We start from the raw sequence: 24,237 nt of genomic DNA, 5'->3' as shown, positions 1-24,237 counted from the left end.
GAAACTATGTTCGGATTTTTGAAAAAGGCTTTCGGCAAAACCAACGAAGCGATTCGTGAAGTTCTCCCCGAAAAAAAGACCAAAATCTCCAAAGAAGAGTTCGAAGAGATCCTCCTCGAAGCCGATGTGGACTATGAACTCATCGAGCGGCTGCTCGAGAGCCTGCCCGAAACCATCACCCGTATCCAGGCCTACAACTCCCTCATCTCCGTCTTTCAGTACCGGGCCGAGTGGATCGACCCCAATGCCTATCACCCCTTCGTCGAGATGATCATCGGCGTCAACGGAGCGGGTAAGACCACCACCATCGCCAAACTGGCCCGCCGCTACCAAAAAGAGGGCAAAAGCGTCATCCTCGGTGCCGGGGACACCTTCCGCGCCGCGGCGATCGAGCAGCTGAGCCGCTGGGCAGAAAAGCTCCAGGTCCCCATCGTCGCCACCCGGCAGGGGCACGATCCCTCCGCCGTGGTCTTCGATACGATCCGTTCGGCCCTGGCGAAAGGGGTCGACCGCGTGATCATCGACACCGCCGGGCGGCTGCACACCCAGACCAATCTGGCCGAGGAGCTCAAAAAGATGGTCCGGGTCGCCGACAAAGCCCTCCCCGGCGCTCCCCACCGCAAAATGCTGATTCTCGACGGTACCCAGGGAAGCTCGACGGTCAATCAGGCCAAAGCCTTCGATGCGATGATCGGGATCGACGGCATCATCATCACCAAGCTCGACGGAACCGCCAAAGGGGGCTCGGTGCTGAGCATCGCCGATCAGCTCAAAATGCCCATCTACTTCATCGGAACCGGAGAACAGCCCGAGGATCTGATCCCCTTCAAAGCCAACGAATACGTCAACACCATCCTGGACGAAATCTTTGTACCGGCCTGATCGAAAGAGCACTCCCGGTCTCTTCGAAAATGTCAAATCGACCCGGAAAAAACGATCCGCCTTTAATTCCCACTAAAATACGACTCACTTAGCTACAAAAGAGACCCAATGGCGAAAAAGAAAACCCTCTTCGAATGTCAATCCTGTGGATTTCAAACCCCCCGTTGGATGGGGAAATGCCCCAATTGCGGCGAGTGGGAGAGTCTGATTGAACTCAGCAGCGATCAGATCAAGTTTCTCCAGGAGACCCAGAGCCTGCAGAAGAGTTCCGGCCCGGCCAAGGCCCGGCCCATCACCGAAGTGGGCGAAGAGCATTTCGAGCGTTTCCCCTCCGGCAGCCGGGAGCTCGATTTGGTACTTGGCGGCGGTATCGTCCCCGGCTCCCTGACCCTCATCGGCGGAGCCCCCGGAATCGGGAAATCGACACTGCTGCTCGAGATCGCCGGCAATCTAGCCCAACAGAAACGCCGGGTCCTCTATGTCTCCGGGGAAGAGTCCGCCGGACAGATCAAGCTGAGAGCCAATCGACTCGATGCCAACCATCCGGAGCTCTACCTTCTCAGCGAAATCAACCTGGAAAAGGTCCTCACCGAGATCGAAAAGCGCGACTACGATTTCATCGTCGTCGACTCCATCCAGACCCTTTATTCCGATGAGACACCTTCGGCCCCCGGCTCCGTCACCCAGGTGCGCACCATCACCTTCGAATTGATGCGCCTGGCCAAAAGCCGACAAATCCCCATCTTCATCATCGGCCACATCACCAAAGAGGGCTCCATCGCCGGCCCAAGGGTCCTGGAGCATATGGTCGACACCGTCCTCTATTTCGAAGGAGACTCCAATTCGGAACTGAGGCTGCTGCGGGGGTTCAAAAACCGCTTCGGTTCCACCAACGAAGTGGGGATCTTCGAAATGACCCGGCAGGGGCTCAAGGATGCCGTCTCCATCGCCGGAAAATTCTTCGACAAAGAGAAGCTCCAGGCGGGATCGGCTCTGACCGTGATTATGGAAGGAAGCCGCCCCATCGTCATCGAGATCCAGGCCCTTGTTGCCGAATCCTACGGCCACCCCCGCCGCAGCTCTACCGGATACGACAACAACCGCCTGCAGATGCTCCTCGCCCTCCTGGAGAAAAAACTCGACCTGCCCCTGGGGACCTACGATGTCTTCGTCAATGTCAGCGGCGGGATCCGGATCAACGAACCGGCGGCCGATCTGGCGGTGATCGCGGCGATACTCAGCAGTTATCGGGACCGGGAGCTCAGCGCCGGGACCGTTTTCATCGGTGAAGTGAGCCTCACGGGTGAAGTGCGTGAAGTCCCGGCGCTGCAGCAGCGGCTCCGGGAATTGGAGACCCAGGGCTTTGCCAAAGCGGTCCTCCCCGCCAAGCCACTGGAAGAGAGCAGCATCAAATGTTATATCACCCAAGAGGTCTCCAGGATCGTCGAATGGATCTTCGTTTAGTCTCGTTTACTCTTTGACATACCCGCCTGCTATAATTCCTTTAATATCTGATCAAGAAAAGGATTTTTATGCGCAGATTTTTCACCGCTTTTTTGTTTTTCGTTATAGGAGCAGCATTGCTGCAGGCACAGGAGCCTGCCAAGCAGGACAAAGGGCTGACCCTGACAACCGTCACCGGCAAGAGACTCCACATCAAGGGTACGGAAAACGGTTTGGATATCCGAGAATATCGGGGGAAGATCCTCTTTCTAGAATTCTGGGGAACCCACTGTCCTCCCTGTCTGATGTCCATTCCCCATTACATCGACCTCAGCAAGAAGTACAAAGGCAAATTAGCCGTCTTGGCGATAGAAGTCCAGGACACCCCTGCCGATCTCCTGAAAAGCTTCGTCACGAAACACAAAATCAACTATGATGTCGTTGATTATCGTACCGGGATGCCTCTGGTAAATTACATCAGCCGTCGGGCACAATGGAGAGGGAGTATTCCATTTCTACTCATCTTCAATTCAAAAGGCGAGTATGTCACCTCTCAAGTGGGTTTGCTGCCTGAAGAGACCCTCGAAGGTGTGATCAAAACCCTGGAGAAAATGAAGACGGAAAAAGGGAACGAACAAAACAACACTACTCCGGCAAAACCGGTAGCGAAATAACCCTCCTCAGGCCAGACGAACCCGTCCGTCCCTGATCTCCACTTCTCCCATCAATTCCGCTTCATAGAGCCGCGCTCCAAAGCGGTTCAAAACCTCATCCACTGTCGGATTCTTTTGGCAAAAGTAAAAAAAGTCATCAAGTGGAAGCTCTTTGGCTGGCACTGTGCCGAAGCGATCCGCAAACTCCTCTATGCTGTAGATGGGTTTCGCCACCCCCTCTCTCAAAAGATCATTAGTCCCTTCACTCTCACCCAGACGTTGCGGCAGGACCCAAATCTCCCGTCCCAATTTCCCGGCGATCTCGGCACTGCGCATCGAGCCGCTTTGTCGATCCGCCTGGGTGATCACCAGGACTTCCCCCAGGGCCACGACCAATTCGTTACGCACGACGAAACTCCAGTTGGTCGCCCGCATCCCCGGCTCGAAGCGGCTGAGCAGGAGCCCTTCCTTCTCGATCGATTCGATCAAAGGGGCGTTGACAGCCGGATAGCGCAGATCCACTCCCGTCCCCAGCACCGCAATGGTCGAGGCAGGACCCGCCCCCTGATGGGCGATCGCATCGACCCCCATAGCGGCTCCGCTGACCACCACTACACCTCTTGCCGCGAGTTCTTTGGCGAGCCGATGGGTCATTTCCCGGGTATAGGCCGAAGGTCGGCGCGTCCCGACGATGGAGACTTTGCGCCGTTTCAAGAGTTCCGGATTCCCCAGGTACCAGAGTCTTTCCGGAGGCTTTTTGAGCGTTTCGAACTCTGCGGGGAGTTCCTCAAGCAGATCAGCGGCCATAGTGTTCCCGATAAAAATCATCCAGATAGACCGCTTTGACCCCTTTCAAAAGCGAAGCCGCCTGCTTCAAGACCCTGAGCGTCACCGGATGGGGGTGTCCGATCGCGATGGCATAGCCTCTCTTTTTGGCCAGGCGAACCGCCCGTTTCAACTGCGTGCGAACCGCTTGAGGAATCTGGACATTATCCAGGAAGACATCCCTTCCAAGGTAGGGCATATGATACTCTGCCGCGATCTTCCGTACCTTGGAATGTCCGCTGGTCCGGCTATCGAGGAAGATGAAGCCCTCCTTTTTCAAAAAGCCGTATAGCCGATACATCGCCCGGTAATTGGAAGTGAAGACGCTGCCGGTATGGTTGTTGAGAAAGCGGGCGCTCGGGAAGAGGTGTCGGATCTCCTCGACCCGTTTCCGGACCTTGGCCGGATCATCCCGGACAAAAAGAGTCTTTTCAAAACGGTTCATCTTTTTGCTCCCCGATTCCAGGGGAAAATGGATCATATAGTGTCTAAGGCCTTTGGCCAATTTCGGTGTATGTTTATTCATCTGAGAAGGAGGGAAAATAGAGGGAGTGACAGGAAAAGGAAGCTTCCGAATAGCCGCCAACTGTCGGGGCTGGGAGACATCGTCGATAATCAGAACCAACTCGGGCGAGGATGATTTTTTTGGAGTGGCCTTTGTGGATGGGGACTCGTTTTTCCCCTTGGCCCTTTTGCGGGTCTTTTCGATGAGATCCTCCAGACCGAATCCCACTCGATCCTCTTTGGGATACTCTTCCCCTACCAAAGAGGGCTGTTTCGGAGCTACAGTAACCGTCGATGTCTTGTGGGCCAAATAAGTGGGCCTGGAGCTTTTTGTCTCCCCTCCCCCGGCAAGCAGTGCCAATCCCAACACCGTACTCATTCCCAACAGTCCCAGTACCGAGAGAGCGAAGCGCCGCAGGGTTCGCTGACGCAGTTCACTCCGCTTTTTTACGGCACGTTCTCTGGCTGATCTCTTTTTCTTCAATCCCACATTTGCCCTTCTGAGAAATTGTCTTATTTTATCCAAAATCCATTACGCACAAATCAAAAATGACACGATGAAATAGAGGGATGAGGAGTTAGTAACCGAGTAATGAGCAACCGAGTAACCGAACTCGTGAAATCAGGTAGACAAACAGAATATTTTTCCGAGAGGTACCTGGATTTCTGATTTGGGTAAAAGAGCTTAGGAGTAATAAAGATTAGAGATACACTGAAGGTTTTATCCCGATTTGCCGGAGATCTGGATGTTAGGGTGAAGGAGGCTATGAACAATTGAAATTCAGACAAATCAAGAAAAGACAAACTGAAGATTTTGCTTCAGTTTGCCCTAGATTTCGGGGTTTGAGAGAAGGAGGCTACATAAAGTAGCTGACTGAACTCATCCCCGGAAGATGGGGTGAAATGGAGCAAAAGATCAGTTTGTCTCTTGGTCAACGATCTTGTTCGCCTGAATCCACGGCATCATCGCCCGCAGTTTCTCTCCGGTCTTCTCGATCAGAGAATCCTTCATATTGTTGCGCTCGGCGGTCATACGGGGATAGCCGGCCATACCTTCGAGGATGAAGTCTTTGGCGAATTTGCCGTTCTGGATCTCTTTGAGGATCTCCTTCATCGCTTTGCGGGACTCTTCGTTGATGACCCGGGGGCCGCTGACGTAGTCACCGTACTCGGCGGTGTTGGAGATGGAGTAGCGCATCTCGGCGATGCCGCCTTCGAACATCAGGTCGACGATGAGTTTGAGCTCGTGGAGGCACTCGAAATAAGCCATTTCGGGAGCGTAGCCCGCTTCGGTCAGGGTTTCGAAACCGGCTTGAACCAGGGAAGTCACCCCGCCGCAGAGGACGGCCTGCTCACCGAAGAGGTCGGTTTCGGTCTCATCTTTGAAGGTGGTCTCGATGATGGCGGTACGGCCGCCGCCGATGGCGGAGGCGTAGGAGAGGGCCAACTCTTTGGTGTTACCGCTGGGATCTTGATAGACAGCGATCAGATCGGGGATCCCGCCGCCTTTGACGAATTCGCTGCGTACGGTGTGGCCGGGAGCCTTGGGAGCGACCATCATGACATTGATGTCGGCGGCAGGCTTGATCCGTCCATAGTGGATATTGAAGCCGTGGCCGAAAGCGATGGTATCACCGCTCTTGAGGTTAGGCTCGATCTCGTTTTTGTAAACCTCTGCCTGGGTTTCGTCGGGCAGCAGGATCATGATGACGTCGGCCTTGGCGGTCGCTTCGGCGACGGGAAGCACTTCAAAGCCTTTGGCTTCCGCCTTTTTCCAGCTGTTGCCGCCGGGCTTGAGGCCCACGACGACGTTGACGCCGCTGTCGCGGAGGTTTTCGGCATGAGCATGCCCCTGGCTACCGAAGCCGATCATGGCGACGGTTTTGCTTTTGATGAGGTTGATATCGCAGTCTTTGTCATAATAAACGTTGAGTGACATTGTCGTTCCTTGCAGGTGATTTCGGAGGGATTATAGCCAATTTTGGATGAGGATTGGCAGCACAGCCGCCTTCGTCATCGGGCTCACTTGCATTGAGCTGTCATTGCGACCCTACTTGCATTGCCGGGACAGATAATGTACTATAATCCACGAGCTTATTACCGAACCAGGTAAATATCTCAATCTTTGATGTAATGATTTTGTTCATAATCAAGGCAGATTTTTGCAGGACTCGCCAAAGCGAATTCAAAAAAAATCTAACGCAGAGTATGGGCAAAAGCATCGCACCCTTCGGGAAGAGCGGGAGTAGGCGATCTGCAAACAGATAGCTTTTCGAATTACCTACGGGTAGTCCTTCAAATCTCTCTACTCACAGCTCACCTACTCCCACTCTTTCAAAGTTTGAGATACTTACCTGGTGCGGTAATAATATATTATGGAATAAATTACAGGAGTATTTATATATGGAAAAATTCAAAACCTATTTTCTGATGATCGGACTGACCCTGCTCTTTATCTGGTTCGGCGGTCTGATCGGCGGGAAGGGGGGAATGATCCTCGCTTTCCTCATCGCGGCGGGAATGAACTTCTACGCCTATTACTACAGTGATAAACAGGTGCTGGCGCATTACCACGCCATCCCCCTGGATGAGAGCAACGCTCCCCAGGTCTATCGGATCGTCGAGGACCTGACGCGCAAAGCGGGGCTTCCCATGCCCAAACTCTACATCATTCCCGATCCGGTCCCCAACGCTTTTGCCACCGGGCGGGACTATGAGCACGCCGCCGTCGCGGTCACCGAAGGATTGCTCGACCTGCTCAACGAAGAGGAGGTCGCCGGGGTGATCGCCCACGAGCTCAGCCACATCAAGCACTACGATATGCTTATCGGCACCGTCGCCGCCACCATCGCCGGTGCCATCAGTATGCTGGCCAATTTCGGAATGTTTTTCGGCGGACGGGACGAGGAGCGCAACCCCATCGTCACCATCGCGCTGATGATCATCATGCCCCTGGCGGCCACCATCATCCAGATGACGATCAGCCGCAGCCGGGAATTCGAAGCCGACAAGGGGGCCGCCCTGATCACCGGCCATCCCGAATGGCTCCAGAGCGCCCTGTCGAAACTCGACAACTACGCCCGGCGCGGAGCCGTGATCCACGATGCCGACCCCTCGACGGCCCATATGTTCATCGTCAACCCCTTCAGCGGCCTCGGCGGCCAGGTCGCCAACCTCTTTCGCACCCACCCCACAACGGAAGAACGGATTGAACGCCTCGAAGAGATCAAATATCAACTAAGGAGGGCGTGATGAGTCGTATTAGTCATTGGTCATTGGTCATTGGTCATTGGGAAGTAATTCTCAATCCTCAATCCTCAATCCTCAATTCGGAATATCCCAGAGGGATTTTCCGATGAGTCCTTTCGGTATCCAACTCACCCGCGGCTTTCTCCCCCAGGAACTCGAAGAGGAGGACTACAGCAAATACGAGATCCTCGAAGGGATCGGCGCACTCGTCCAAGGAGAAGATGGACTCTGGCGCCTGAAGTCCCTCTACCGCGTGGGCCGGCTCTGGATCTCCCAGGAGGGCAAAGGCTACGTCGAAGCTGAGGACAAAGAAGAGAAAGACCTTCTAATCGAACCCGGAGACCTGGGCGACGCCAAGAACGGCGACGAAGTGGTCGTCAAGCGGATCATCGCCCGGCGCGGCCGCCCCAGTGCCAAAGTGATCCTCGTCACCCGCCCCGCCCATGTGATCGTCATCGGATACACTTATCGGGACGAAGAAGGTAACTTCTCGGTGCGCAATATCAAAACCGGGGAACCCACCGAAGCGATCATGCCGGGGATGGACCTCAAAGCCTTCAAAGTCGGCACCGTTTTGCTGATCGATGCCGCCACTTCCCAGGTCAAAGAGGTACTGGGCCATCTGGGCGACGCCCGCGTAGATGAGCGCATCAGCCTGCTGCTCTACGGGCGTGAGGGGGAAAAGTTCCCGTCCGACTGCGTGGAGCAGGCCCTCGAGATCCCCGCCGAAGTGCAGCCACAGGAGATCGAGGGGCGCGTGGATCTGCGCCATTTGCCCTTCTGCACCATCGATCCCGTCACCGCCAAGGATTTCGACGATGCCATCTATCTGGACCTTGCCAGCCATACCCTCTATGTGGCCATTGCCGACGTGAGCCACTACGTCCCCTACTTCAGCCCCATCGACAAGGAGGCCAAGGTGAGGGGCTTCACCACTTACCTACCCCACAAAGCCTTCCCGATGCTCCCCAGGGAACTCAGTGAGAATATCTGCTCGCTTAAACCCCACGTGGACCGGCTCGCCTTCATCAGCAAGATCCGGCTCGATCCAGAAACCCTCCAGCCTCTGGAAGAGGAGTTTTTCGAGGGGGTGATCCACTCGAAACGCCGCTTCAACTACGATGAGATCGATGCGGTACTCGAAGGGAAAAAGGACACATTTACCGAGACAGAATCGGAGATTATGGAGTGGCTGCTGCCCCTGCAGAAGATCACCGAACGCCTGAGACGCCAACGGCTCAAAAAAGGCTTCGACTTCCGCAGCGACGAGGTGCGCCTGGCCATCGATCCCGATCACGAGCTCAAGGAGACCACCATCGAGACCGGCACCCCGTCCCACAGCCTTATCGAAGAGTGTATGCTTCTGGCCAACAAAGCCGCCGCCAAACGCTTTGAGGGAGACGGAGATTCGATCTTCCGGATCCACGAAGCCCCCGACCGGGCCAAGATGGAGGAGCTGCTCGAAGAGTTGGCCACGGTGGGGATCTATGTGGAGGTTTCGGAAGAGAGCGAATCTCCCGCCATTATCCGCGCCATCCAGAAAGAAGCTCAGCGTATGGGGCTCGGCGCCGAGGTGGACGCCCTGATCATCAAATCCCTGCGCCGGGCCTCCTACTCCCCCTTCAATGTAGGGCACTTCGGATTGGGCTTTGACAAATACAGCCACTTCACTTCGCCGATCCGGCGTTACAGCGACCTGATCCTCCATCGCCTCATCAAAGCTGACCTGCAAAAGGACCGGGAGCGCAAAGAGTACCTCCTGCGCAACATCGAGCCCCTCTGTGTCCGGGTCAGCGAACTGGAACGCAACGCCACCAAAGCCGAATGGGATTTTAGAGACCGCAAATTCGCCCGCTGGGCCAAGCGGCACCTGGGAGAGCACTTCCCCGCCCAGATCGTGGAGATCGATATCGAAGATACGCAAAAGGGAGCCAAGGCGGTCATCAAGTGCGAAATGCAAGGCATCGTCGTAGAACTCCCCGAATACGACGCCCTGCTTTTCGACCGCATCGAAGTGGAACTCGTCGAAGCCGACATCGCCCTCGCCGTCATCCGCGCCAGGCAGATCCGGAAATTGGAGAAAGAGTGAGCTTAGTTATTGGTTATTGGTTATTGGTCATTGGGGAGCGGCTACGCCGCTTGATATGTGTTACGTGCTACGTGTTATGTATTAAGAAAAAAGCATTGCAAAGCAATGCATACCAAAATTCCTCATTCCTCATTCCTCATTCCTCATTCGATAGTTCCTCACTCCTTACTCCTCACTCCTCACTTTTCCTCCTGAAAGGAGGAAAATAGTGTATCAGCGCGAATTCGAACAGCGGCTCAAAGAGGGCCTTCCCAATGCGGTGCTTCTCTACGGAGACAACGCATACCTCATCGAAGAGACCATCGAACGCTACCGCAAAGAGCTCGATGCCTCGGAGACTCTGTTGGCGATGTATCACGACGAGTACGACTTCGAACGGGCCAGGAGCTATCTCTCCCAATCCTCTCTCTTCGGGGGCACCAATTTTCTTTTGATCCGGCGGGACAAGAAAATCCCCAAAAAAGAGCTCGATACCCTGATCGCTTTGACCCAAAAGAATCCCGACAACTATTTCCTCTTCGATTTTCGGGGAGAGGCACGGGATGCCAAAGGGATGCAAAGCAGTTTTCCGGAGAAAAAGGGGGGTATCTGGGTGCGTTTCTTTGAACCCAACCCCAGAGAGGGGGTTGCCATACTCCGGCGCAAAGCCGAAGCGCTCGGGTTGCAGATCGATGATTACGCCCTGAACCATCTTCTGACCCTTCTGGAGAACAACCTCGCCCTCGCCGCCAAAGAGCTGGAGAAACTCTCCATCCTCCAGTGCCCCGTCAGCACCAAAGAGATCGACCGACTCGTCTACTCCAGCGCTCCCCTGGCGGTGGAGAAACTCCTTGTCGACCTCTTCAACAAAAAACCCATCGACGAAACCCTCGAACGCCTCCTGGACCTCGGAGCCAACGAGTATGAGATCCTCCGCGCCACCCAATTCTTCGTCCATCAGATCTTCCTTTTTCACGCCTACATCCGCATTCACGGAGTGGCCGATTCCAAGGCGATCCTCGGCTACAAACTCCCCAAGCACGTCGAACAGCAAAAAGCCGCACTCTCGGCCCGCATCAAACCGGCCACCTGGATCAAAATCCACGACCATCTCCTCAGCTCGGAACTGCAATTAAAAAAGAGTCGATCGGATTATAGAGAAACAGAGTTGTATGGGGTATTGATCCGCCTGCAGAGTCTTTTGTAGTGTGCCCCCAGGCGCCGACGATCGGCACCTGCTATAGGTAGGGCTTGAGGGCTTCGGGGATTTCGATGCTTCCATCGGCCTGCTGATAATTCTCCATAATCGCGACCAGGGTTCGGCCGACGGCCAGGGCTGAGCCGTTGAGGGTGTGGACCAGCCAGTTTTTTTTACCGTCTTTGAAGCGGATCTTGGCGCGGCGAGCCTGGAAATCCCGGGTGTTGGAGATGGAGCTGATCTCCCGGTATTTCCCCTGTCCGGGTAGCCAAACCTCCAGGTCGACGGTTCGGGCGGCGGAGAAGCCCAGATCACCGGTGCAAAGCTCCACCCAGCGGTGGGGCAAGCCCAGCTCGGTGAGCAGGTCGGAAGCCTGCTGAACCATTTTCTGAAAGATCTCGTCGCTCTCTTCGGGGCGGGTAATGGCCACCATCTCCACCTTGGCGAATTGATGCTGGCGGATCATCCCCCGGGTATCCCGCCCGGCACTTCCGGCCTCTTTGCGGAAGCAGGGGGAATAGGCGGTCATCAGCACCGGCAACTCTTCGGCAGGGAGGATCTCATCGTGGTAAATGTTGGTCAGCGGCACTTCGGCGGTGGGGATCAGATAGAGATCCTCATCGCAGACTTTGAAGAGATCCTCTTCGAATTTCGGCAGCTGCCCCGTTCCCCGGAGCATTTCGGAATTGACCATAAAAGGTACGGCATACTCTTCGAAGCCGGCGGCGATGTTGCGGTCGAGGAAAAAATTGATCAGGGCTGTCTGGAGCCTCGCCCCCTGCCCTCTGAGCAGGGCGAAACGGCTCTTGGCCAGCTTGACCCCCCGTTCGAAATCGATCCATCCGTTCTGCTCCGCCAACTCCCAGTGCTCTTTGGGTTGGAAATCGAAAGCTCTTGGCTCCAGGACCCGTTTGATCTCCACGTTGTCCTCTTCGTCCAACCCCTCGGGGACACTCTCGTCGGGGAAGTTGGGGATGCCCATCGCCAGGGCCACCAGGGCCTTCTCCGCCTCGCGGGCCTGCTCCTGCAGCTCATTAACCTGTGACTTCAGTGACGCTACCCGCTCCTGCAGTTCGCCCACATCCTTGCCTTCACGCTTATACTGACCGAAGAGCCTGGAGAGGCGGTTCTGCTCCGCTTTGCTCTCTTCGAAGGCACGTTGGAACTCTTTGAGCTTTTCAAACCGCTCTTTGAGTCGGTTCAGGGCCTCTTCACCGACCCCCTTTTTGCGCAAAAGGGCCGAAGCCTCTTCAAAATTATTCTGGAGATATTTCAGATCGATCATTGCTCACTGCCTTGGCTGGTTTTGGCGCGATTATATCATTTTCCCAGTTCCAGGCTTCTGCGGTAGCACGCTTCCATCGCCTTGATGAAGCTGTCGCGTACACCCCCCTCTTCGAGCTTGGCATAGCCGGCGGCGGTAGTGCCTCCCGGGGACATCACCTTGTCTTTGAGCAGCGCGGGATGTTCCTCTTCCAACAAAGCCCCCATCCCGTCCATCAAAGCCGCCACATACTCATAGCTCACGGCACGGGGCAGGCCCAGATTGACCGCTCCGTCGGCCAAAGCCTCGGCCACCAGCGCCATCCACGCCGGCGCCGATCCGCCGATGCCCGTGGCGATATCTAGCTCTTTTTCGCTGTTGAGCCAAATGGCTTTGCCGATGGAGGAGAGAATTTTCAGCGCCTCTTCTTTAAAGGATTCGTCACCGGTGACCGAGGTGACCGATTTACGTTTGAGGGCCGCGATGTTGGGCATCGCCCGGATATAGGCCTCGGCATCGATCTTCTCTTTGAGCCTCGCCAAAGGGGTTCCCGCCAGGATGGAGATCAGCGCTTCGGCTCTCCCCTCGACTTCCAGAGCATCCAGAGACTGAGGTTTGATCGCCAGAAGCACCACGTATCCGTCCAAAGGAGGGATCGTATTTTGCAGCGTGATATTGGGGTATAGCGCCGCCAACTCTTTGCGCCGAGGTTCATAGGCTTCCACCACGGTTACGTCATACTCCCGCAAGCCTTCCAACATCGCACCGCCCATATTTCCCGCACCGATCAGTAGGATCTTCATCAAAACTCCTAAATAGAAAGATTGAAAAGATTATATCGAGTCGAATTGAGATGGAAGATGGAGGAAGGGGAGAGAAAAGATTATGGATTATAAATTTTTGATTTTGGCTTGGAGAGTTAAAAACAATTGCGTAGCACGTAACACATAACACGAAATATGAGGATCCGCAGATCCTCTTATTTCATCGGGCCTTTTTCGAGAGCCTCAATCGCATATTTTCGTCCGAGCTCATAGGCTTTTTTGTTGGCTTCGTGAACCTTGGGGGGGACTTTGCTCAGCATGGTTTCGATGAGCAGGTCGTCATCGAGCGCCCGGGTGAAGGTGTTGGCAGCCGCCAGAGCGACGACCGACTGGGTAATGACGTTTCCGACCTCTTCCTTGGCGATGGTGATGACGGGAATGGCATAGATTCTCCAGCGCTTTTTGTCCTCTTCGGTGGGCGTGACCAGGTTGGGGTCGATGATGATGTCTCCACCGTCTTTGACCCCTTTTTTGAACTGGTCGTAGCTGATCTGGGCCACGGAGAGCATCAGATCGACTTCGCCGTCGTTGGCATAGGGGTAGAGAACCGGCTCATCGGAGAGCTGGATGTCCACCACGGTCGGTCCCCCGCGGACCTGAGAAGTATAGGTAGCGGTTTTGACCCCGTAGCCGCCCTGCTTGATCTTGGCGGCAGCAAAGATTTCGCCGGCCAGGAGCACTCCCTGTCCACCGACTCCGGTAAAACGCATGATAATTTTCGACATGGCTGCTCCTTACAGTTCGACTTTGGTATTGTTCTGCCAGGCCTCTTTGACCTTCTCATACATCTCGGTGTACTCCCGAGCCTCTTCGTCCTTTTTGAGGACGCCGGTGGGGAAGAGGCCTTTACGCTCCTCTTCGCTCATCGCATCGTATTTTTTCTTCGAAACGGTGATCGAATCGATCCAGTCGAGATTTTCCATCGCATTGGCCATCTTGTTCTTCCGGCCCAGGTTGATGTGGCAGTTGGAGAAGACATCGACGAAGGAGTATCCCTTGTGCTTGAAGGCTTCGACGAAGACCTTCTCCAGCTTACGGGGCTCACTGACCTTCTCGCGTGCGACAAAGGAGGCTCCCGCTGCATCAGCCAATTTACAGGCATCGAAGGTGGGGTCGATATTTCCGCGTTTCATCGTGACGGTCCACATACCCTGGGGAGTCGTGGGAGAGGTCTGGGAATTGGTCAGACCGTAGATGAAGTTGTCGATCAGGATATGATTGATATCGATATTCCGACGGCAGCCGTGGATGGTGTGGTTACCACCGATCGCCAATCCGTCCCCGTCTCCGGTGATACAAAAGACATGCTTGTCGGGGTTGGCCATTTTGATCCCGGTCGCGTAGGCGATGGTCCGTCCGTGCGTCGTATGCACCGTATTGCAATCGATGTAGGAGCTGAAGCGTCCCGAGCATCCGATTCCGGAGACGATACACATATCGTCTTTTTTGATTCCCAGTTTGTCGATCGCGCGGATAAACGCTTTGAGGATTACACCGTCACCGCATCCCCAGCACCAGAGTGTGGGCATCTTGTCCGTTCGCAGGTATTCATCGTAATTAAACGCCATAGTGCCTCCTTAGAGCAGTTCTTCTTTGATTTTCGCGACCATTTCCGCAGGTGAGATGGGCCGGCCGTTGGCTTTGAAATGGGTGACGAATTCGTCACGATGCATTCCGCTGGCACGCTCGAAGGCTTCCACATACTGTCCCATATTGAGCTCAGCCATATAGACCTTGTTACCGAAGCGCTCCTGAAGCTCTTTCATCTTTTTATCGGGTGCGGGGAAGAGGGTAATGGGGCGGAACATTCCGATCTTGACCCCCTCCTCACGCAGACGGTTGACCGCTTCACGGGCCGCCAGTGCGGTAGAGCCGTAGGCGATCACCAGATACTCGGCATCGTCGAGAAGATACTCTTCATAGCTCTCGATCTCATCCTCATGGGCTTCGACTTTGTTGAAGAGACGCTTGATCAGTCGGTCACAGATCTCCGCATCTTCGGTGGGGAAACCGGTGGGGCCATGATGCAGACCGGTGTAGTGGTAGCGATACCCTTTGAACATCGGATTGAGGATCGCCGGCTCGTCATCGGGCACATCGTAGGGGCGATAATCGGCAGGATCACCCATAAACTGGCGGCGCAGCTTGATCCCCTCTTCGACTTCCTGAAGTGAAGGAAGCTCCGCTTTGGCATGCATGTGGCCCAGGGTCTCATCCAGCAGGACGAAGACAGGCTGCATGAAGCGGTCGGCCAGGTTGAAGGCGCGAACCGTTTCGGTGTAGCATTCCTCCAGGTTTCCGGGGCAGAGGACGATCGACTTGACATCCCCGTGGGTCGGAGTCTTTGCCTGAAGGACATCCCCCTGCTGGACGCGGGTGGGCAGACCGGTAGAGGGGCCGCCGCGCATGACGTTGACGATGACCAGAGGAACTTCGGCGATAAAAGCCAACCCGATGTTCTCCGCCTTGAGGCTGATTCCGGGACCGGAGGTGGCGGTCATGGAGCGCACCCCGCTCATCGAAGCACCGATCGCGGAACAGATACCGGCGATCTCATCTTCCATCTGCATACAGGCTCCGCCCACTTTGGGAAGCAGGTCGGAAATGGTATGCATGATTTCACTGGAGGGGGTGATGGGATATCCGCCAAAAAAACGGCATCCGGCATCTACCGCCGCTCTTGCCGCCAGATCGTTTCCACTTGAAATGACTTCTCTTTTACTCATTTAAACTCCTTTTATGCGCCAAGCACCATGTAATTGTTTTCAGCGATCTTCTTCGCCCGCTCTTTTGCCTTATCGCTCAGCTTGGCGAATTTGTACTCTTTTTTGTCTGCGACATAGATCGCGAAATCGGGGCAACTGAGCTCACACTCGTTACAGCCGATGCAATCTTCCGGCGCGATAATCGTAATCATCGCACCCAGCACGGTGTGCGGATCGGGCCGCATGGCCAGAACCCCCGCGGGGCAGACAGAGACACAAAGGTCACACGCTTTGCAGTTGGACTCGATGGTCCAGACCGGTGTATTTTCGGGAGCTTTCATCAGAGACATATCTTCCCCTTTTGTATGTGGATTACAGTGATGCTCAGACTCACTATGAGGGTAGGATAACCTAGAATCGGTAAGGGGCCTATTAAGGAGGATTATTTTAAAGAAAAGGCCAAAAGCCTGTTACCTTATGAAGCAGAGCTATCTTCGCGACGGGAGATGTTCCCTCAGTATCGAGAGAAAATCCTTGCGGGTCCAGCTCCCGGGATAGTGGCCGAGCAGGGTACCGTTGCCGTCGAGAATGAAAAAACTGGGAGTGATGTGGCGATAGACCTTCACCAATTGCTCGGGCAGTGCTGTCGACTGGACATTCACTTCAGCCATGATGAAATGTTTTCGCAAAAGCTTTTGAACTTCAGGATCGCTCAGCACTTCCCGATCCATCCGTTTGCAGTAGTGGCAATAGGGAGAACTCGCTTCGACGATCAGATACTTCCCGCTGCGTTTCGCTTCACTTAGTAACAGTCCAAGCTTCCCGGGATTCTCCAAATGTCTCTTGCTATGAGCCTTGGCCACAAAACGGTGTTTCATATATTCCATAAAAAAATCGGACAGATCGAGATAATCTCTTTCGTCAAGCCCCTTTATGGAGCATTTTTTCCCGAAATACTGCAAAAGCCCTCGCGTGAAGAGTGTCTCATCCATATCGAGGCGGGGCAACACCTCTTCGAGGTAGGCGGCAATCTCTTCACGCCGCATCTCCCTATCCGGAATATCCCCCACTTTTTTGGGCCCCTGGAGCATAGCGTAAACCAACATATTGACCGTCGGGGCCTTGAGATGCAACAGGCGGTTCTTTTTCTGAAAGAAATTCTTTTTGAGCAACTCGGGATCGACATAGCCGGTATGGCAGGTACCGCATCGGTTCAAGAAGATCTTCGCTCCCTCATCATAGCTGCCAAAAAGGGTGGAGAAAAAAAGAAAAAACAGGAAAAGAATCCGCAGAGGTGAATTTAGGAAAGATGCTGTCATTGAAGAACCTTGATGGGGTTGGGGAAAGATTTGAATCCGGGCCGGGATCGCCCCGGGACGGATGCTCCGGCCCTCAGGCTCAGACGCAGTTGCACTTGTAGGTAATGCCCGGGTTGCCCTTGACATTGACCAGCTCGGGAGTGTCCACTTTGAGCTGTTTGATGTGTTTGTGGGCCTTGAGGTACTCCTCGGTGATCTCCCAGATAGGGCGTCCGGGGGCTTTGGAGTTGACCGTCGCCCATCCGGCCACCTTGTACTTCTTATTCGGCTCCAGGGGCTTGCCGTTGAGCAGGGTGATGTGGCTGAGGCGGTTGCCCATTTTTGCGGTGGGGTCGAAACGATAGGAGATACCGCCGGTACGGACCATATCCCCGCCCTGCTGGTAGAAGGGATCGGGATTGAAGAGGTTGTCGGCGACATCTTCCAGGATCATTTTGACCGTTTTGCCATCCATCTCTTTCACATAAGTCTCGGGATAGGTCATCGCCGTCTGAGTCGCCAGATCGTCAAAGGTGATCTCCTGGCCGGGGATGACGCTGGTTCCCCAACGGAACCCGGGAGAGAGGGAGATATCGGCGCCACCCACTTCGCGCAGAGCATCGCAGATAATCTGGTCCCAGCTTCCATTGAAGTTTCCGCGGCGGAAGAGGGTCACTTCGGTGGTAGCGATGACCCGGTTGAGATCTTTGGCGAAGGGCTTGCGGACCTCTTCGATGTATTGCTTCATCTTGGGATCCTCGGGGATCAGGTCCGAGAAGATGGGCAACAGGGTAAATTTGAAGTCTTTGATCTTGCCGTTTTGGATATCCAGGTCGAGGACGTTGAGGAACTTCCCGTTGGAGCCGGCGTTGCAGACATAGGTGACCCCTTTGGCGTTCTTGACCGGATAGGCTTCGGGCACACCGTCGTGGGTATGGCCGCCCATGATGAAGTCGATCCCGGTGACGACCTGGGCCATCTTCTTATCCACATCGTAACCGTTGTGGGAAATGACGATGACGGCATCGGGCTTCTCTTTTTTGCGAACCATATCGACCACTTCCTGCATTCCTTCCGTATCGATACCGAAAGTCAGGTCGGGAATGAAACGCTTGGGGTTGGCGATGGTGGTATAGGGGAAGGCTTGGCCGATAACGGCGACGCGCGCCTTGCCCAGTTTTTTCATCGTATAGGGTTTGAAGGCCCAGCCCTCATCCTCGTCGTAGGGCTTGAACTTCTCCTCCATGATCGCGTCTTCTTTGACCTTGACGTTCTGGGCGACGAATTCTGCCTTGAGCATTTTGAGGTTTTCGAGAATCTCCTGCTCGGTATAGGTGAATTCCCAGTGTCCGGTACAGACATCGACTCCCAGAAGGTTCATCGCCCCTACCATATCTTTACCGCGGGTCTGCAGAGAGGTCCAGCTTCCCTGCCACGTATCGCCGCCGTCGAGCAGGAGGGTTTTATCCTTGCCGAAATCTCCTCTGAGGAAATCGACGACGGTCTTGAGCTGGGCGAATCCGCCCATGCGGCCCATCGCTTTGGCATGTTCGTTGAAGTGCAGACAGGTCAGCGCGTACTCCAGACGCTTGTTGCCCTCCATCCCATAATATTTCAGGAAGTGCTCACCGACGATGTGGGGCGGCTTGCCGTAGTTCTCTCCGATGCCCAGGTTGACGCTGGGCTCGCGGAAATAGACGGGAACGAGCTGCGCGTGGCTGTCGGTCATGTGCAGGATCCGCGCATTGCCGAAGGGCTTGAGCTTGTAGTAATCACTCAGCTTTCCTTCGGGGGCGATCCGCATATGGGAGTTGGCGAAAAGCGGGGCGGAGGCACCGAGCATAGCTAAGGTATAGACGAACTCACGTCGATTCATTTGACTCATTGTGTTCCTTTGTAAACGGTTTGATATAGCGTGGGTAATACCCAACTTCCATCCGATGGGAAAAGGTGGGCATGGCCCACCCTACATGGATGGGGACCGATCTCCTGAGAGAGAACGACCTTAGAATTTGTACCCGTCTCCGGGGATAGCCTTCCGATAAGTCTCCTGCGCCTCTTTGACCTGCTGAAGGGAGCGTACGGCAAAGGTACAGGCTCTCCAATCCAGATAATCGGTCGCAAAAGTTTTCTTTTTCATCTTACCCTTGGATTTATACTCCACGGTAACTTTTTTCTCTTTGTTTTTCACCGCCTCTTTGAGGGCTTTGATGTATTTGCTGTTGGTAATACCCAGGCGTTTGAATTCCACACCCAGTTTCACCGCCTCGGGGTTGTACTCTTCGGCGACGGCAAGGACTTTTTCCAGGCCGTTGGCTTTGACGTCACAAACCTTCTTCACATCCAGTTTGGAAGCCTTTTCGACCATCGGTGTCACCGTTTCATCCGCCGAAGCACCGAGCGTGAGAGCAGCTCCCAGCCCCAGGATCGCAGCCAGTGTTGTCATCGTTCTCATTCCGCCCTCCTTACTTTCTGATGTCCGGCCCGTCGACAGGCAGGCCGTTGGACATATAAGCCATGAAATAGAGCATTTCGCTCATCCAGGGCGAACCGGGCTTGTGGGGATTTTCCCCCTGATTCTTTTCACACCCTTTGATCCGGCGCTCCAGCGTTCCCAGTCCCTGCCACTTGAGGCGATAGACGGGAAAGTGGGTCGTATGGCCCAGCAGAGGGGAGAGGACTTCACGGCGCACCCGGCTCCCCGCTCCCTGGACATGGCAGGTGGCGCAGGAGAGCTTGAGATAGCCCCGCTGAGAGTAATAATACTTCTTGCCCCGCTCATAAGCGGCAGCCGCCTCTTTGCTGGGGATGGTGATGTGAACCTTTTTGCCCGCTTCCTTGCTCTTGGCGGCGAAGTAGGCTTCCAGGTCCGCCAACTTGCCCTTGGTCAGTTTCCAGGGCTTCTGGCCGTGGGCTTTGAGGCAGTCGTTGATGGCGACACTCAGCGTGACCACCTTGCCCTTTTGGGTATCGAACCTGGGGTACTCCCCGGCAATGGCGGGATCGGGAAAGCACTGTTTGATCCCCTTGGTCTCGTTGTAGAGCTCTTCTCCCGCATCGACATTATCCTCATAGGGAGGCATCTCATTGATCTCTTCATACTGATCACGCCCCTCTTTGTTGTAGGCGTACGAGCCCATCCGGAAGTCTTCGAATTTCACCGGATGAATGAAGTTTTTCAATTCATCTTCCGTCGCATAGGGGAACATAGCTCTGTTTTTTACCGGATCGGAGAATTTCTTTTCAAAATACTTCACCAGCGCCTGCCGATCCTTCTCCGCCTGGGTATTGAAGGAAGCAGCACTCAGCGCCGCCGCTCCGATCATCACCGCTATGGAGGCTTTCGCCATCTTTGCAATCATCTCTTCTCCTTTTGAGGACGAACGGCAAGGGGCCGTTACTTGATCTTCGCTTTACCTGTCTTGGATTTTCCTTTGAGGTCCACCCAGGTGATCTCGACCTCTTCACCCTTTTTGCCTCCTTTGAAGTAGAACTTCATATAGGGGTTCTTGGAGAGGAATTGGCTGGTAGAGACTTCATAGACGACCGCCCCCTCGTTTTTGGCGGTGACGTAAACGATGAAGTTGGCCTCTTTGCCTTTCTTCTTCGCTTCGCGGTAGCTGAGCATGGGGTGTTTCATCATGACTTTGACTTCGGTTTTATCGCCTTTGAGTTTCGCTTTGATTCTCATTATTTCTTTCCTTTCTCGCTTGGATTCTGTTTAACTGTTTGTGACTCGGGACCGACTCCGGAAAAGCGGCATCAGCCGCCGCAGCCGCCGACGGTGACTTTGACGACTTTATCGGCTTTGTAGAGCTTGCCGTCGATCTCCGCGACGACCACGACGTGACCGGTCTGCTGCATTTTGATCCGAATGGAGTAATTGGGAATCCCGCGCTCGGGAACATCCCAGATCGCTACCAGGGCTTCGGGGTCGGCTGTCTGAAGCAGCGCGATTCTTTTGGCACCCGGCGCCTTGATGCTGACGGGAACGACGGCACCGTTCTCAGCGATATCGGGAGCTTTGAGCTTGACTTTGCCCGCTTCGACTTTGTCGGTACCGAACACAGCTTTGATCGCCGCGTTCACTCCGCTCATATCTTCACCCTTGGACTTTTCATTGTTGTGAATTTCCCAGGCCTTGGGGAGTTTCTCCCGATAGTTGGTTGCCATAACCATAGTAGGAGCAGCCGCGACGACTGCCAGCATTCCTGCACCCATTCCCAAAAATTTTCTTCTTTCCATTGTCTTTCCTTTCAAGTGTTGAGTTTGTTTATTTGATGGTTTTCAGATAGGCGACAACCGCCTTGATCTGATGATCGTCCAAAACCCCGTTGAGCCCAAACGGCGGCATTGCCGAGATCGGGTTGGTCGTATAGGGGTTGTAGACTTTGGCATAAAGCGCTTCCTCGGGCCATGCAGAGAGTCCCTGCAGTTTCGGCCCCAGGTTCCCCGGGTTGTTGATGTTTTTGCCGTTGGCCGCATGACAGGCGAGGCAGTTTCCGATCTTTTTTGTGTTGAAGATCTTCTCTCCCTCTTTGACCAGATCGGCATTCCCGCCGGCCATCGCTCCCACGCTCAGCATTCCGGTGAGCACCGAAGCCGCCACCAACCGTTTCATTCCCTGCATTTCCTACTCCTTATTTGCTGTGCTTGACCATATAATCCACGATCGCTTTGACCTGATCGTCGGATAGGCTCATGTTGCCCCCTTTGGGAGGCATGCCGTTGAATCCTTTGATCGCATGCTCATAAAGAGTCTTTTCACCCTCTTTGATCCGGGATGCCCAGTCATCTTTGTTCCCGACGACGGGAGCACCCGCTGCACCCGAGTCGTGACAGCCGGCACAGCTCGCTTTGTAGGCAGAGGCAGCAGCATCATCACCGCCCGCTTTTTTGGGCAGTTCCATCTCTGCCGCGGGGCAGCCGTTGGCACCGATGGAGAGGGGCTTGCCGCAGTTGTAGCGGGGAACTTCGACCGTCGGCTTGATGCTTTCGGTGGCATCGATCTTGATGTGCATCACTTTCCACTTCTTCATATCCCGGCAATCTTTCATGCAGCGGGTATTGTGAGTGTCGGGCTTGCGCAGGTTGTTGTATTCGAAGCCCTTTTCGTTGGGCATATGAACTTTTTTGAGGAAAGCGGCGTTGATCACCGTATCATCTTCGATGTCCTTGCCGTCGACTTGGATCTCGTTGAGCTGAAGCAGGTAACCGATAATACCGTAGACCTCGTCGTTGGTCAGCTTCTTGGGCGTGGGCAGAGGCATCGCCATCTTGATGTACCAGAAGAAGGGAGTGATGTAGGGAGCGAAGCTGCCCAGGGTCTTTTCGGGACCGTCTTCACCACCCGTCAACGCCTGATTCGTCAACGTGCCTTGCCCGCCGACGAGAACGGGATTTTTCCCGACCCCCTCGCCGAAGTCACCGTGACACATGGCGCAGTTATTGGCGAAGACCTCGGCCCCCTGCTCGACCGTCATCTGCCCGGCCGGCAAACCTTTGCCGTCGGGCCGGACATCGACGTTCCATCCGGCGATCTCTTTGGGCGTGGCATCCTTGCCGTATTTGAGTTGGCCCTTTTTGAGCTTGATGGGCGCCTTGACCTGCATGACCGCACCGTCGATATTGATCTTCTTCCCGTTCTTCTCGACCACACCGTGATAGGGGTAGTGATCGGGATCGGCGGGAGTGTAGCTCAGCTTCTTGGGAGCGGCTTCACCCGCCAGGGCCATGGAGGCGCTCAAAGCCAGAGCACCCGTCATAAGAGCGAAATTACGCGCGACGAATCTGGACATTGTTCACCTCCCCGTTTGCTTTGACTTCCCAGTATTGGATTGCGTTTCTATGATAAACGAATTCGGTACCTCTGGCATCCATCAGCTGCTGCTGCTCGGGCTGAGTGTATCCGGTTTCGTCCGTCGAGCGGCTTCCGATGATCAGCGGCTTGCCGTCCCAGTCGAAATAGAATTCGAAACGGGTGATCATCTTGGGCAGAACCTCGCTGGTGATCTTGGCTTCGTGCCACGTCTTGCCGCCGTCGAGGGTCACATCCACGTTTGTGATCTTCCCTTTGCCGCTCCAGGCGATTCCGGCGACCTTCGTCGGGCCGGGTTTACGCCCTTCCCAACCCCGCTCGGGGCAGGGAGAAGTGATGACCGAGTCTGATTCGAAGACCCAGTTGAACATCTTGGCATGGCCGTCGGGGAGAAGCTCGGTATATTTGGTCGTCTCTTCCCGGACCCACCAGGCTTTATCGTCGAACTTGAGCCGGCGCAGCCACTTGGTCTGGATGACCCCTTCCCAGCCGGGGAGGAGCAGGCGCACGGGGTAGCCGTTCTCAGGGCGCAATGCTTCGCCGTTCATGGCATAGACCAGCATCGCGTCGTCCAATACCTTCTCGATGGGCACGGAACGTCCCACACTCGCGGGATCGGAACCTTCGGAGAACATCCACTTCGCCTCGGGCTTGAGCCCGATATCTTCGAGGATGGTCTTGATCAGGACTCCGGTGTATTCGGAAGAGGAGAGCATCCCGTGGGTCACCTGCAGAGAGTTCAGGCCGGGCCCGCGGGCCTCCATGGCGCTGTTGGCGGGGCAGGAGAAAAAGTGCTTCCGCGTGACGCTGGGATAGCGCTTGAGATCTTCCAGGGTCAGAATGACCGGACGCTCCACCAGGCCGTGGATCATCAGGCGCCACTCTTTGGGGTTGATATCGACGACCCCACCATGGCAGCGCACGAAGTGCAGACCGTTGGGGACGATGGTCCCTTCGAGATCCTGCCAGGGGGTAAAGCTGACAGAAGCTTTCTGGTCAGCCGTCAGCCAGGGAACGATCCGACGCACGACGTTGGATTCGTATTTGGAAGGCATCCCGTAGGGATAGGCATTGACATCCCTCCCCCAAGCCTTACCCCATTTTTGGATATGGGGCGGCAGATTCTCGGGGTCGACCTTGCACTCTTCGGCGCTCAATTGGCTGGCGCCTGCGCCGGCCATGGCCGCAGCGGCTCCCACGGAGAAAGCGACTCCACGCTTCAGGAAGTCTCTGCGTTCCTCTTTGGGTAGTTCCTCCAGCTGCTTCGCGACCTCCTGGATCATCTCGGCAGTTGTCGGAGAGTGGACCATGCGGTCCTTTTCATGCTTCATGAAAAATCTCCTTTCTTTTGATTCTATAGTTACTTGACCTCGGTCAAGTGAAGTATAGCGCACTATAAATTAATTTAATAATGAAAGAGGTAATTTTTTTAATGTATAAAGTTTTTGTTACCTTTTGCAACAATAAATGAAAAAATAATGATTATAATGGGATAATATCATCAAA

General features: G+C 54.8%; 24 protein-coding genes. 6 read left to right on the top strand and 18 right to left on the bottom strand.

All coding sequences use genetic code 11. The features are described 5' to 3' along the window. Window positions 1-6 precede the first annotated feature (6 nt). The 3 genes from ftsY to NITSA_RS01955 all read left to right on the top strand — a co-directional run bounded on the left by ftsY (window position 7) and on the right by NITSA_RS01955 (window position 2,999). Window positions 7-882, top strand: a complete 876-nt coding sequence (gene ftsY / locus NITSA_RS01965) for a signal recognition particle-docking protein FtsY (RefSeq protein ID WP_013553350.1) — start codon at window positions 7-9, stop codon at window positions 880-882. Window positions 883-990: 108 nt separating this feature from the next. Further along, window positions 991-2,346 (top strand): DNA repair protein RadA, encoded by a 1,356-nt coding sequence (radA, locus tag NITSA_RS01960; protein WP_013553349.1) that lies wholly within the window; start codon window positions 991-993, stop codon window positions 2,344-2,346. A gap of 68 nt (window positions 2,347-2,414) precedes the next feature. Further along, entirely contained in the window at window positions 2,415-2,999 is a 585-nt protein-coding gene (locus NITSA_RS01955) for a TlpA family protein disulfide reductase (protein WP_013553348.1), read from the top strand. Window positions 3,000-3,005: 6 nt separating this feature from the next. Here the strand turns inward: NITSA_RS01955 and NITSA_RS01950 are convergent, their stop codons facing one another. The 3 genes from NITSA_RS01950 to ilvC all read right to left on the bottom strand — a co-directional run bounded on the left by NITSA_RS01950 (window position 3,006) and on the right by ilvC (window position 6,246). Continuing rightward, complete coding sequence (locus NITSA_RS01950) at window positions 3,006-3,785, bottom strand: DNA-processing protein DprA (protein ID WP_013553347.1); 780 nt, start codon at window positions 3,783-3,785, stop codon at window positions 3,006-3,008. Further along, complete coding sequence (locus NITSA_RS01945) at window positions 3,775-4,797, bottom strand: divergent polysaccharide deacetylase family protein (protein WP_013553346.1); 1,023 nt, start codon at window positions 4,795-4,797, stop codon at window positions 3,775-3,777. Before NITSA_RS01945 ends, NITSA_RS01950 begins: the two co-directional genes overlap by 11 nt. Window positions 4,798-5,223: 426 nt before the next feature. Continuing rightward, window positions 5,224-6,246 (bottom strand): ketol-acid reductoisomerase, encoded by a 1,023-nt coding sequence (ilvC, locus tag NITSA_RS01940; protein ID WP_013553345.1) that lies wholly within the window; start codon window positions 6,244-6,246, stop codon window positions 5,224-5,226. A gap of 464 nt (window positions 6,247-6,710) precedes the next feature. Between ilvC and htpX the strand changes: the two genes are divergently transcribed. The 3 genes from htpX to holA all read left to right on the top strand — a co-directional run bounded on the left by htpX (window position 6,711) and on the right by holA (window position 10,831). Further along, a complete protein-coding gene (gene htpX, locus NITSA_RS01935; protein WP_013553344.1) occupies window positions 6,711-7,559 on the top strand; it encodes a zinc metalloprotease HtpX in 849 nt (282 codons plus the stop codon). A 103-nt stretch (window positions 7,560-7,662) separates the two neighbouring features. Further along, window positions 7,663-9,645 (top strand): ribonuclease R family protein, encoded by a 1,983-nt coding sequence (locus NITSA_RS01930; protein WP_013553343.1) that lies wholly within the window; start codon window positions 7,663-7,665, stop codon window positions 9,643-9,645. 208 nt (window positions 9,646-9,853) lie between these two features. Then, a complete protein-coding gene (holA, locus tag NITSA_RS01925) occupies window positions 9,854-10,831 on the top strand; it encodes a DNA polymerase III subunit delta (RefSeq protein WP_013553342.1) in 978 nt (325 codons plus the stop codon). 31 nt (window positions 10,832-10,862) lie between these two features. Here holA and serS read toward each other — a convergent pair whose 3' ends face one another. The 15 genes from serS to soxC form a co-directional block, all read right to left on the bottom strand. Next, entirely contained in the window at window positions 10,863-12,107 is a 1,245-nt protein-coding gene (gene serS / locus NITSA_RS01920) for a serine--tRNA ligase (protein ID WP_013553341.1), read from the bottom strand. Between the two features lie 35 nt (window positions 12,108-12,142). Beyond that, window positions 12,143-12,889 carry a pyrroline-5-carboxylate reductase gene (gene proC, locus NITSA_RS01915; protein WP_013553340.1) on the bottom strand — a complete coding sequence of 249 codons (747 nt, stop codon included), beginning with the start codon at window positions 12,887-12,889 and terminating at the stop codon, window positions 12,143-12,145. A gap of 176 nt (window positions 12,890-13,065) precedes the next feature. After that, on the bottom strand, window positions 13,066-13,635 hold the full coding sequence (locus NITSA_RS01910; RefSeq protein ID WP_013553339.1) for a 2-oxoglutarate:acceptor oxidoreductase subunit OorC: 570 nt from the start codon (window positions 13,633-13,635) through the stop codon (window positions 13,066-13,068). 9 nt (window positions 13,636-13,644) lie between these two features. Beyond that, entirely contained in the window at window positions 13,645-14,478 is an 834-nt protein-coding gene (locus tag NITSA_RS01905) for a 2-oxoglutarate ferredoxin oxidoreductase subunit beta (RefSeq protein WP_013553338.1), read from the bottom strand. A 9-nt stretch (window positions 14,479-14,487) separates the two neighbouring features. Next, complete coding sequence (locus NITSA_RS01900) at window positions 14,488-15,636, bottom strand: 2-oxoglutarate synthase subunit alpha (RefSeq protein WP_013553337.1); 1,149 nt, start codon at window positions 15,634-15,636, stop codon at window positions 14,488-14,490. 11 nt (window positions 15,637-15,647) lie between these two features. Further along, a complete protein-coding gene (locus NITSA_RS01895) occupies window positions 15,648-15,965 on the bottom strand; it encodes a 4Fe-4S dicluster domain-containing protein (protein WP_013553336.1) in 318 nt (105 codons plus the stop codon). A gap of 138 nt (window positions 15,966-16,103) precedes the next feature. Next, window positions 16,104-16,832: a thioredoxin family protein gene (locus tag NITSA_RS01890; protein WP_169308521.1), complete on the bottom strand. Its 729-nt coding sequence runs from the start codon at window positions 16,830-16,832 to the stop codon at window positions 16,104-16,106. 181 nt (window positions 16,833-17,013) lie between these two features. After that, window positions 17,014-18,789, bottom strand: coding sequence for a thiosulfohydrolase SoxB (gene soxB, locus NITSA_RS01885; RefSeq protein WP_245526309.1), 1,776 nt, complete (start codon window positions 18,787-18,789; stop codon window positions 17,014-17,016). Between the two features lie 129 nt (window positions 18,790-18,918). Beyond that, window positions 18,919-19,368, bottom strand: coding sequence for a hypothetical protein (locus tag NITSA_RS01880; RefSeq protein ID WP_013553333.1), 450 nt, complete (start codon window positions 19,366-19,368; stop codon window positions 18,919-18,921). 10 nt (window positions 19,369-19,378) lie between these two features. Next, window positions 19,379-20,275 (bottom strand): sulfur oxidation c-type cytochrome SoxA, encoded by an 897-nt coding sequence (soxA, locus tag NITSA_RS01875; protein WP_013553332.1) that lies wholly within the window; start codon window positions 20,273-20,275, stop codon window positions 19,379-19,381. A 35-nt stretch (window positions 20,276-20,310) separates the two neighbouring features. Next, a complete protein-coding gene (soxZ, locus tag NITSA_RS01870; protein ID WP_013553331.1) occupies window positions 20,311-20,604 on the bottom strand; it encodes a thiosulfate oxidation carrier complex protein SoxZ in 294 nt (97 codons plus the stop codon). Window positions 20,605-20,675: 71 nt separating this feature from the next. Continuing rightward, on the bottom strand, window positions 20,676-21,158 hold the full coding sequence (gene soxY, locus NITSA_RS01865) for a thiosulfate oxidation carrier protein SoxY (RefSeq protein ID WP_013553330.1): 483 nt from the start codon (window positions 21,156-21,158) through the stop codon (window positions 20,676-20,678). A gap of 28 nt (window positions 21,159-21,186) precedes the next feature. Next, window positions 21,187-21,543 carry a sulfur oxidation c-type cytochrome SoxX gene (gene soxX, locus NITSA_RS01860; RefSeq protein WP_013553329.1) on the bottom strand — a complete coding sequence of 119 codons (357 nt, stop codon included), beginning with the start codon at window positions 21,541-21,543 and terminating at the stop codon, window positions 21,187-21,189. Between the two features lie 10 nt (window positions 21,544-21,553). Beyond that, window positions 21,554-22,711 (bottom strand): c-type cytochrome, encoded by a 1,158-nt coding sequence (locus NITSA_RS01855; protein WP_013553328.1) that lies wholly within the window; start codon window positions 22,709-22,711, stop codon window positions 21,554-21,556. Next, window positions 22,689-24,062 (bottom strand): sulfite dehydrogenase, encoded by a 1,374-nt coding sequence (soxC, locus tag NITSA_RS01850; protein WP_013553327.1) that lies wholly within the window; start codon window positions 24,060-24,062, stop codon window positions 22,689-22,691. The genes NITSA_RS01855 and soxC overlap by 23 nt, the downstream gene beginning before the upstream one ends. Between the last annotated feature and the right edge of the window lie 175 nt (window positions 24,063-24,237).

Source organism: Nitratifractor salsuginis DSM 16511 (genome assembly GCF_000186245.1).
Taxonomy (GTDB): Bacteria; Campylobacterota; Campylobacteria; order Campylobacterales; family Sulfurovaceae; genus Nitratifractor; species Nitratifractor salsuginis.
Note: the sequence above shows the minus strand (reverse complement) of the source record. Positions and strands in the feature narration are given on the sequence as shown.

Coding starts and splice junctions, on each gene's coding strand:
- ftsY (WP_013553350.1), top strand. CDS start 7: ATGTTCGGATTTTTGAAAAAGGCTTTCGGCAAAACCAACGAAGCGATT.
- radA (WP_013553349.1), top strand. CDS start 991: ATGGCGAAAAAGAAAACCCTCTTCGAATGTCAATCCTGTGGATTTCAA.
- NITSA_RS01955 (WP_013553348.1), top strand. CDS start 2,415: ATGCGCAGATTTTTCACCGCTTTTTTGTTTTTCGTTATAGGAGCAGCA.
- NITSA_RS01950 (WP_013553347.1), bottom strand. CDS start 3,785: ATGGCCGCTGATCTGCTTGAGGAACTCCCCGCAGAGTTCGAAACGCTC.
- ilvC (WP_013553345.1), bottom strand. CDS start 6,246: ATGTCACTCAACGTTTATTATGACAAAGACTGCGATATCAACCTCATC.
- htpX (WP_013553344.1), top strand. CDS start 6,711: ATGGAAAAATTCAAAACCTATTTTCTGATGATCGGACTGACCCTGCTC.
- NITSA_RS01930 (WP_013553343.1), top strand. CDS start 7,663: ATGAGTCCTTTCGGTATCCAACTCACCCGCGGCTTTCTCCCCCAGGAA.
- serS (WP_013553341.1), bottom strand. CDS start 12,107: ATGATCGATCTGAAATATCTCCAGAATAATTTTGAAGAGGCTTCGGCC.
- proC (WP_013553340.1), bottom strand. CDS start 12,889: ATGAAGATCCTACTGATCGGTGCGGGAAATATGGGCGGTGCGATGTTG.
- NITSA_RS01910 (WP_013553339.1), bottom strand. CDS start 13,635: ATGTCGAAAATTATCATGCGTTTTACCGGAGTCGGTGGACAGGGAGTG.
- NITSA_RS01905 (WP_013553338.1), bottom strand. CDS start 14,478: ATGGCGTTTAATTACGATGAATACCTGCGAACGGACAAGATGCCCACA.
- NITSA_RS01900 (WP_013553337.1), bottom strand. CDS start 15,636: ATGAGTAAAAGAGAAGTCATTTCAAGTGGAAACGATCTGGCGGCAAGA.
- NITSA_RS01895 (WP_013553336.1), bottom strand. CDS start 15,965: ATGTCTCTGATGAAAGCTCCCGAAAATACACCGGTCTGGACCATCGAG.
- soxB (WP_245526309.1), bottom strand. CDS start 18,789: ATGAATCGACGTGAGTTCGTCTATACCTTAGCTATGCTCGGTGCCTCC.
- NITSA_RS01880 (WP_013553333.1), bottom strand. CDS start 19,368: ATGAGAACGATGACAACACTGGCTGCGATCCTGGGGCTGGGAGCTGCT.
- soxA (WP_013553332.1), bottom strand. CDS start 20,275: ATGATTGCAAAGATGGCGAAAGCCTCCATAGCGGTGATGATCGGAGCG.
- soxZ (WP_013553331.1), bottom strand. CDS start 20,604: ATGAGAATCAAAGCGAAACTCAAAGGCGATAAAACCGAAGTCAAAGTC.
- soxY (WP_013553330.1), bottom strand. CDS start 21,158: ATGGAAAGAAGAAAATTTTTGGGAATGGGTGCAGGAATGCTGGCAGTC.
- soxX (WP_013553329.1), bottom strand. CDS start 21,543: ATGCAGGGAATGAAACGGTTGGTGGCGGCTTCGGTGCTCACCGGAATG.
- NITSA_RS01855 (WP_013553328.1), bottom strand. CDS start 22,711: ATGTCCAGATTCGTCGCGCGTAATTTCGCTCTTATGACGGGTGCTCTG.
- soxC (WP_013553327.1), bottom strand. CDS start 24,062: ATGAAGCATGAAAAGGACCGCATGGTCCACTCTCCGACAACTGCCGAG.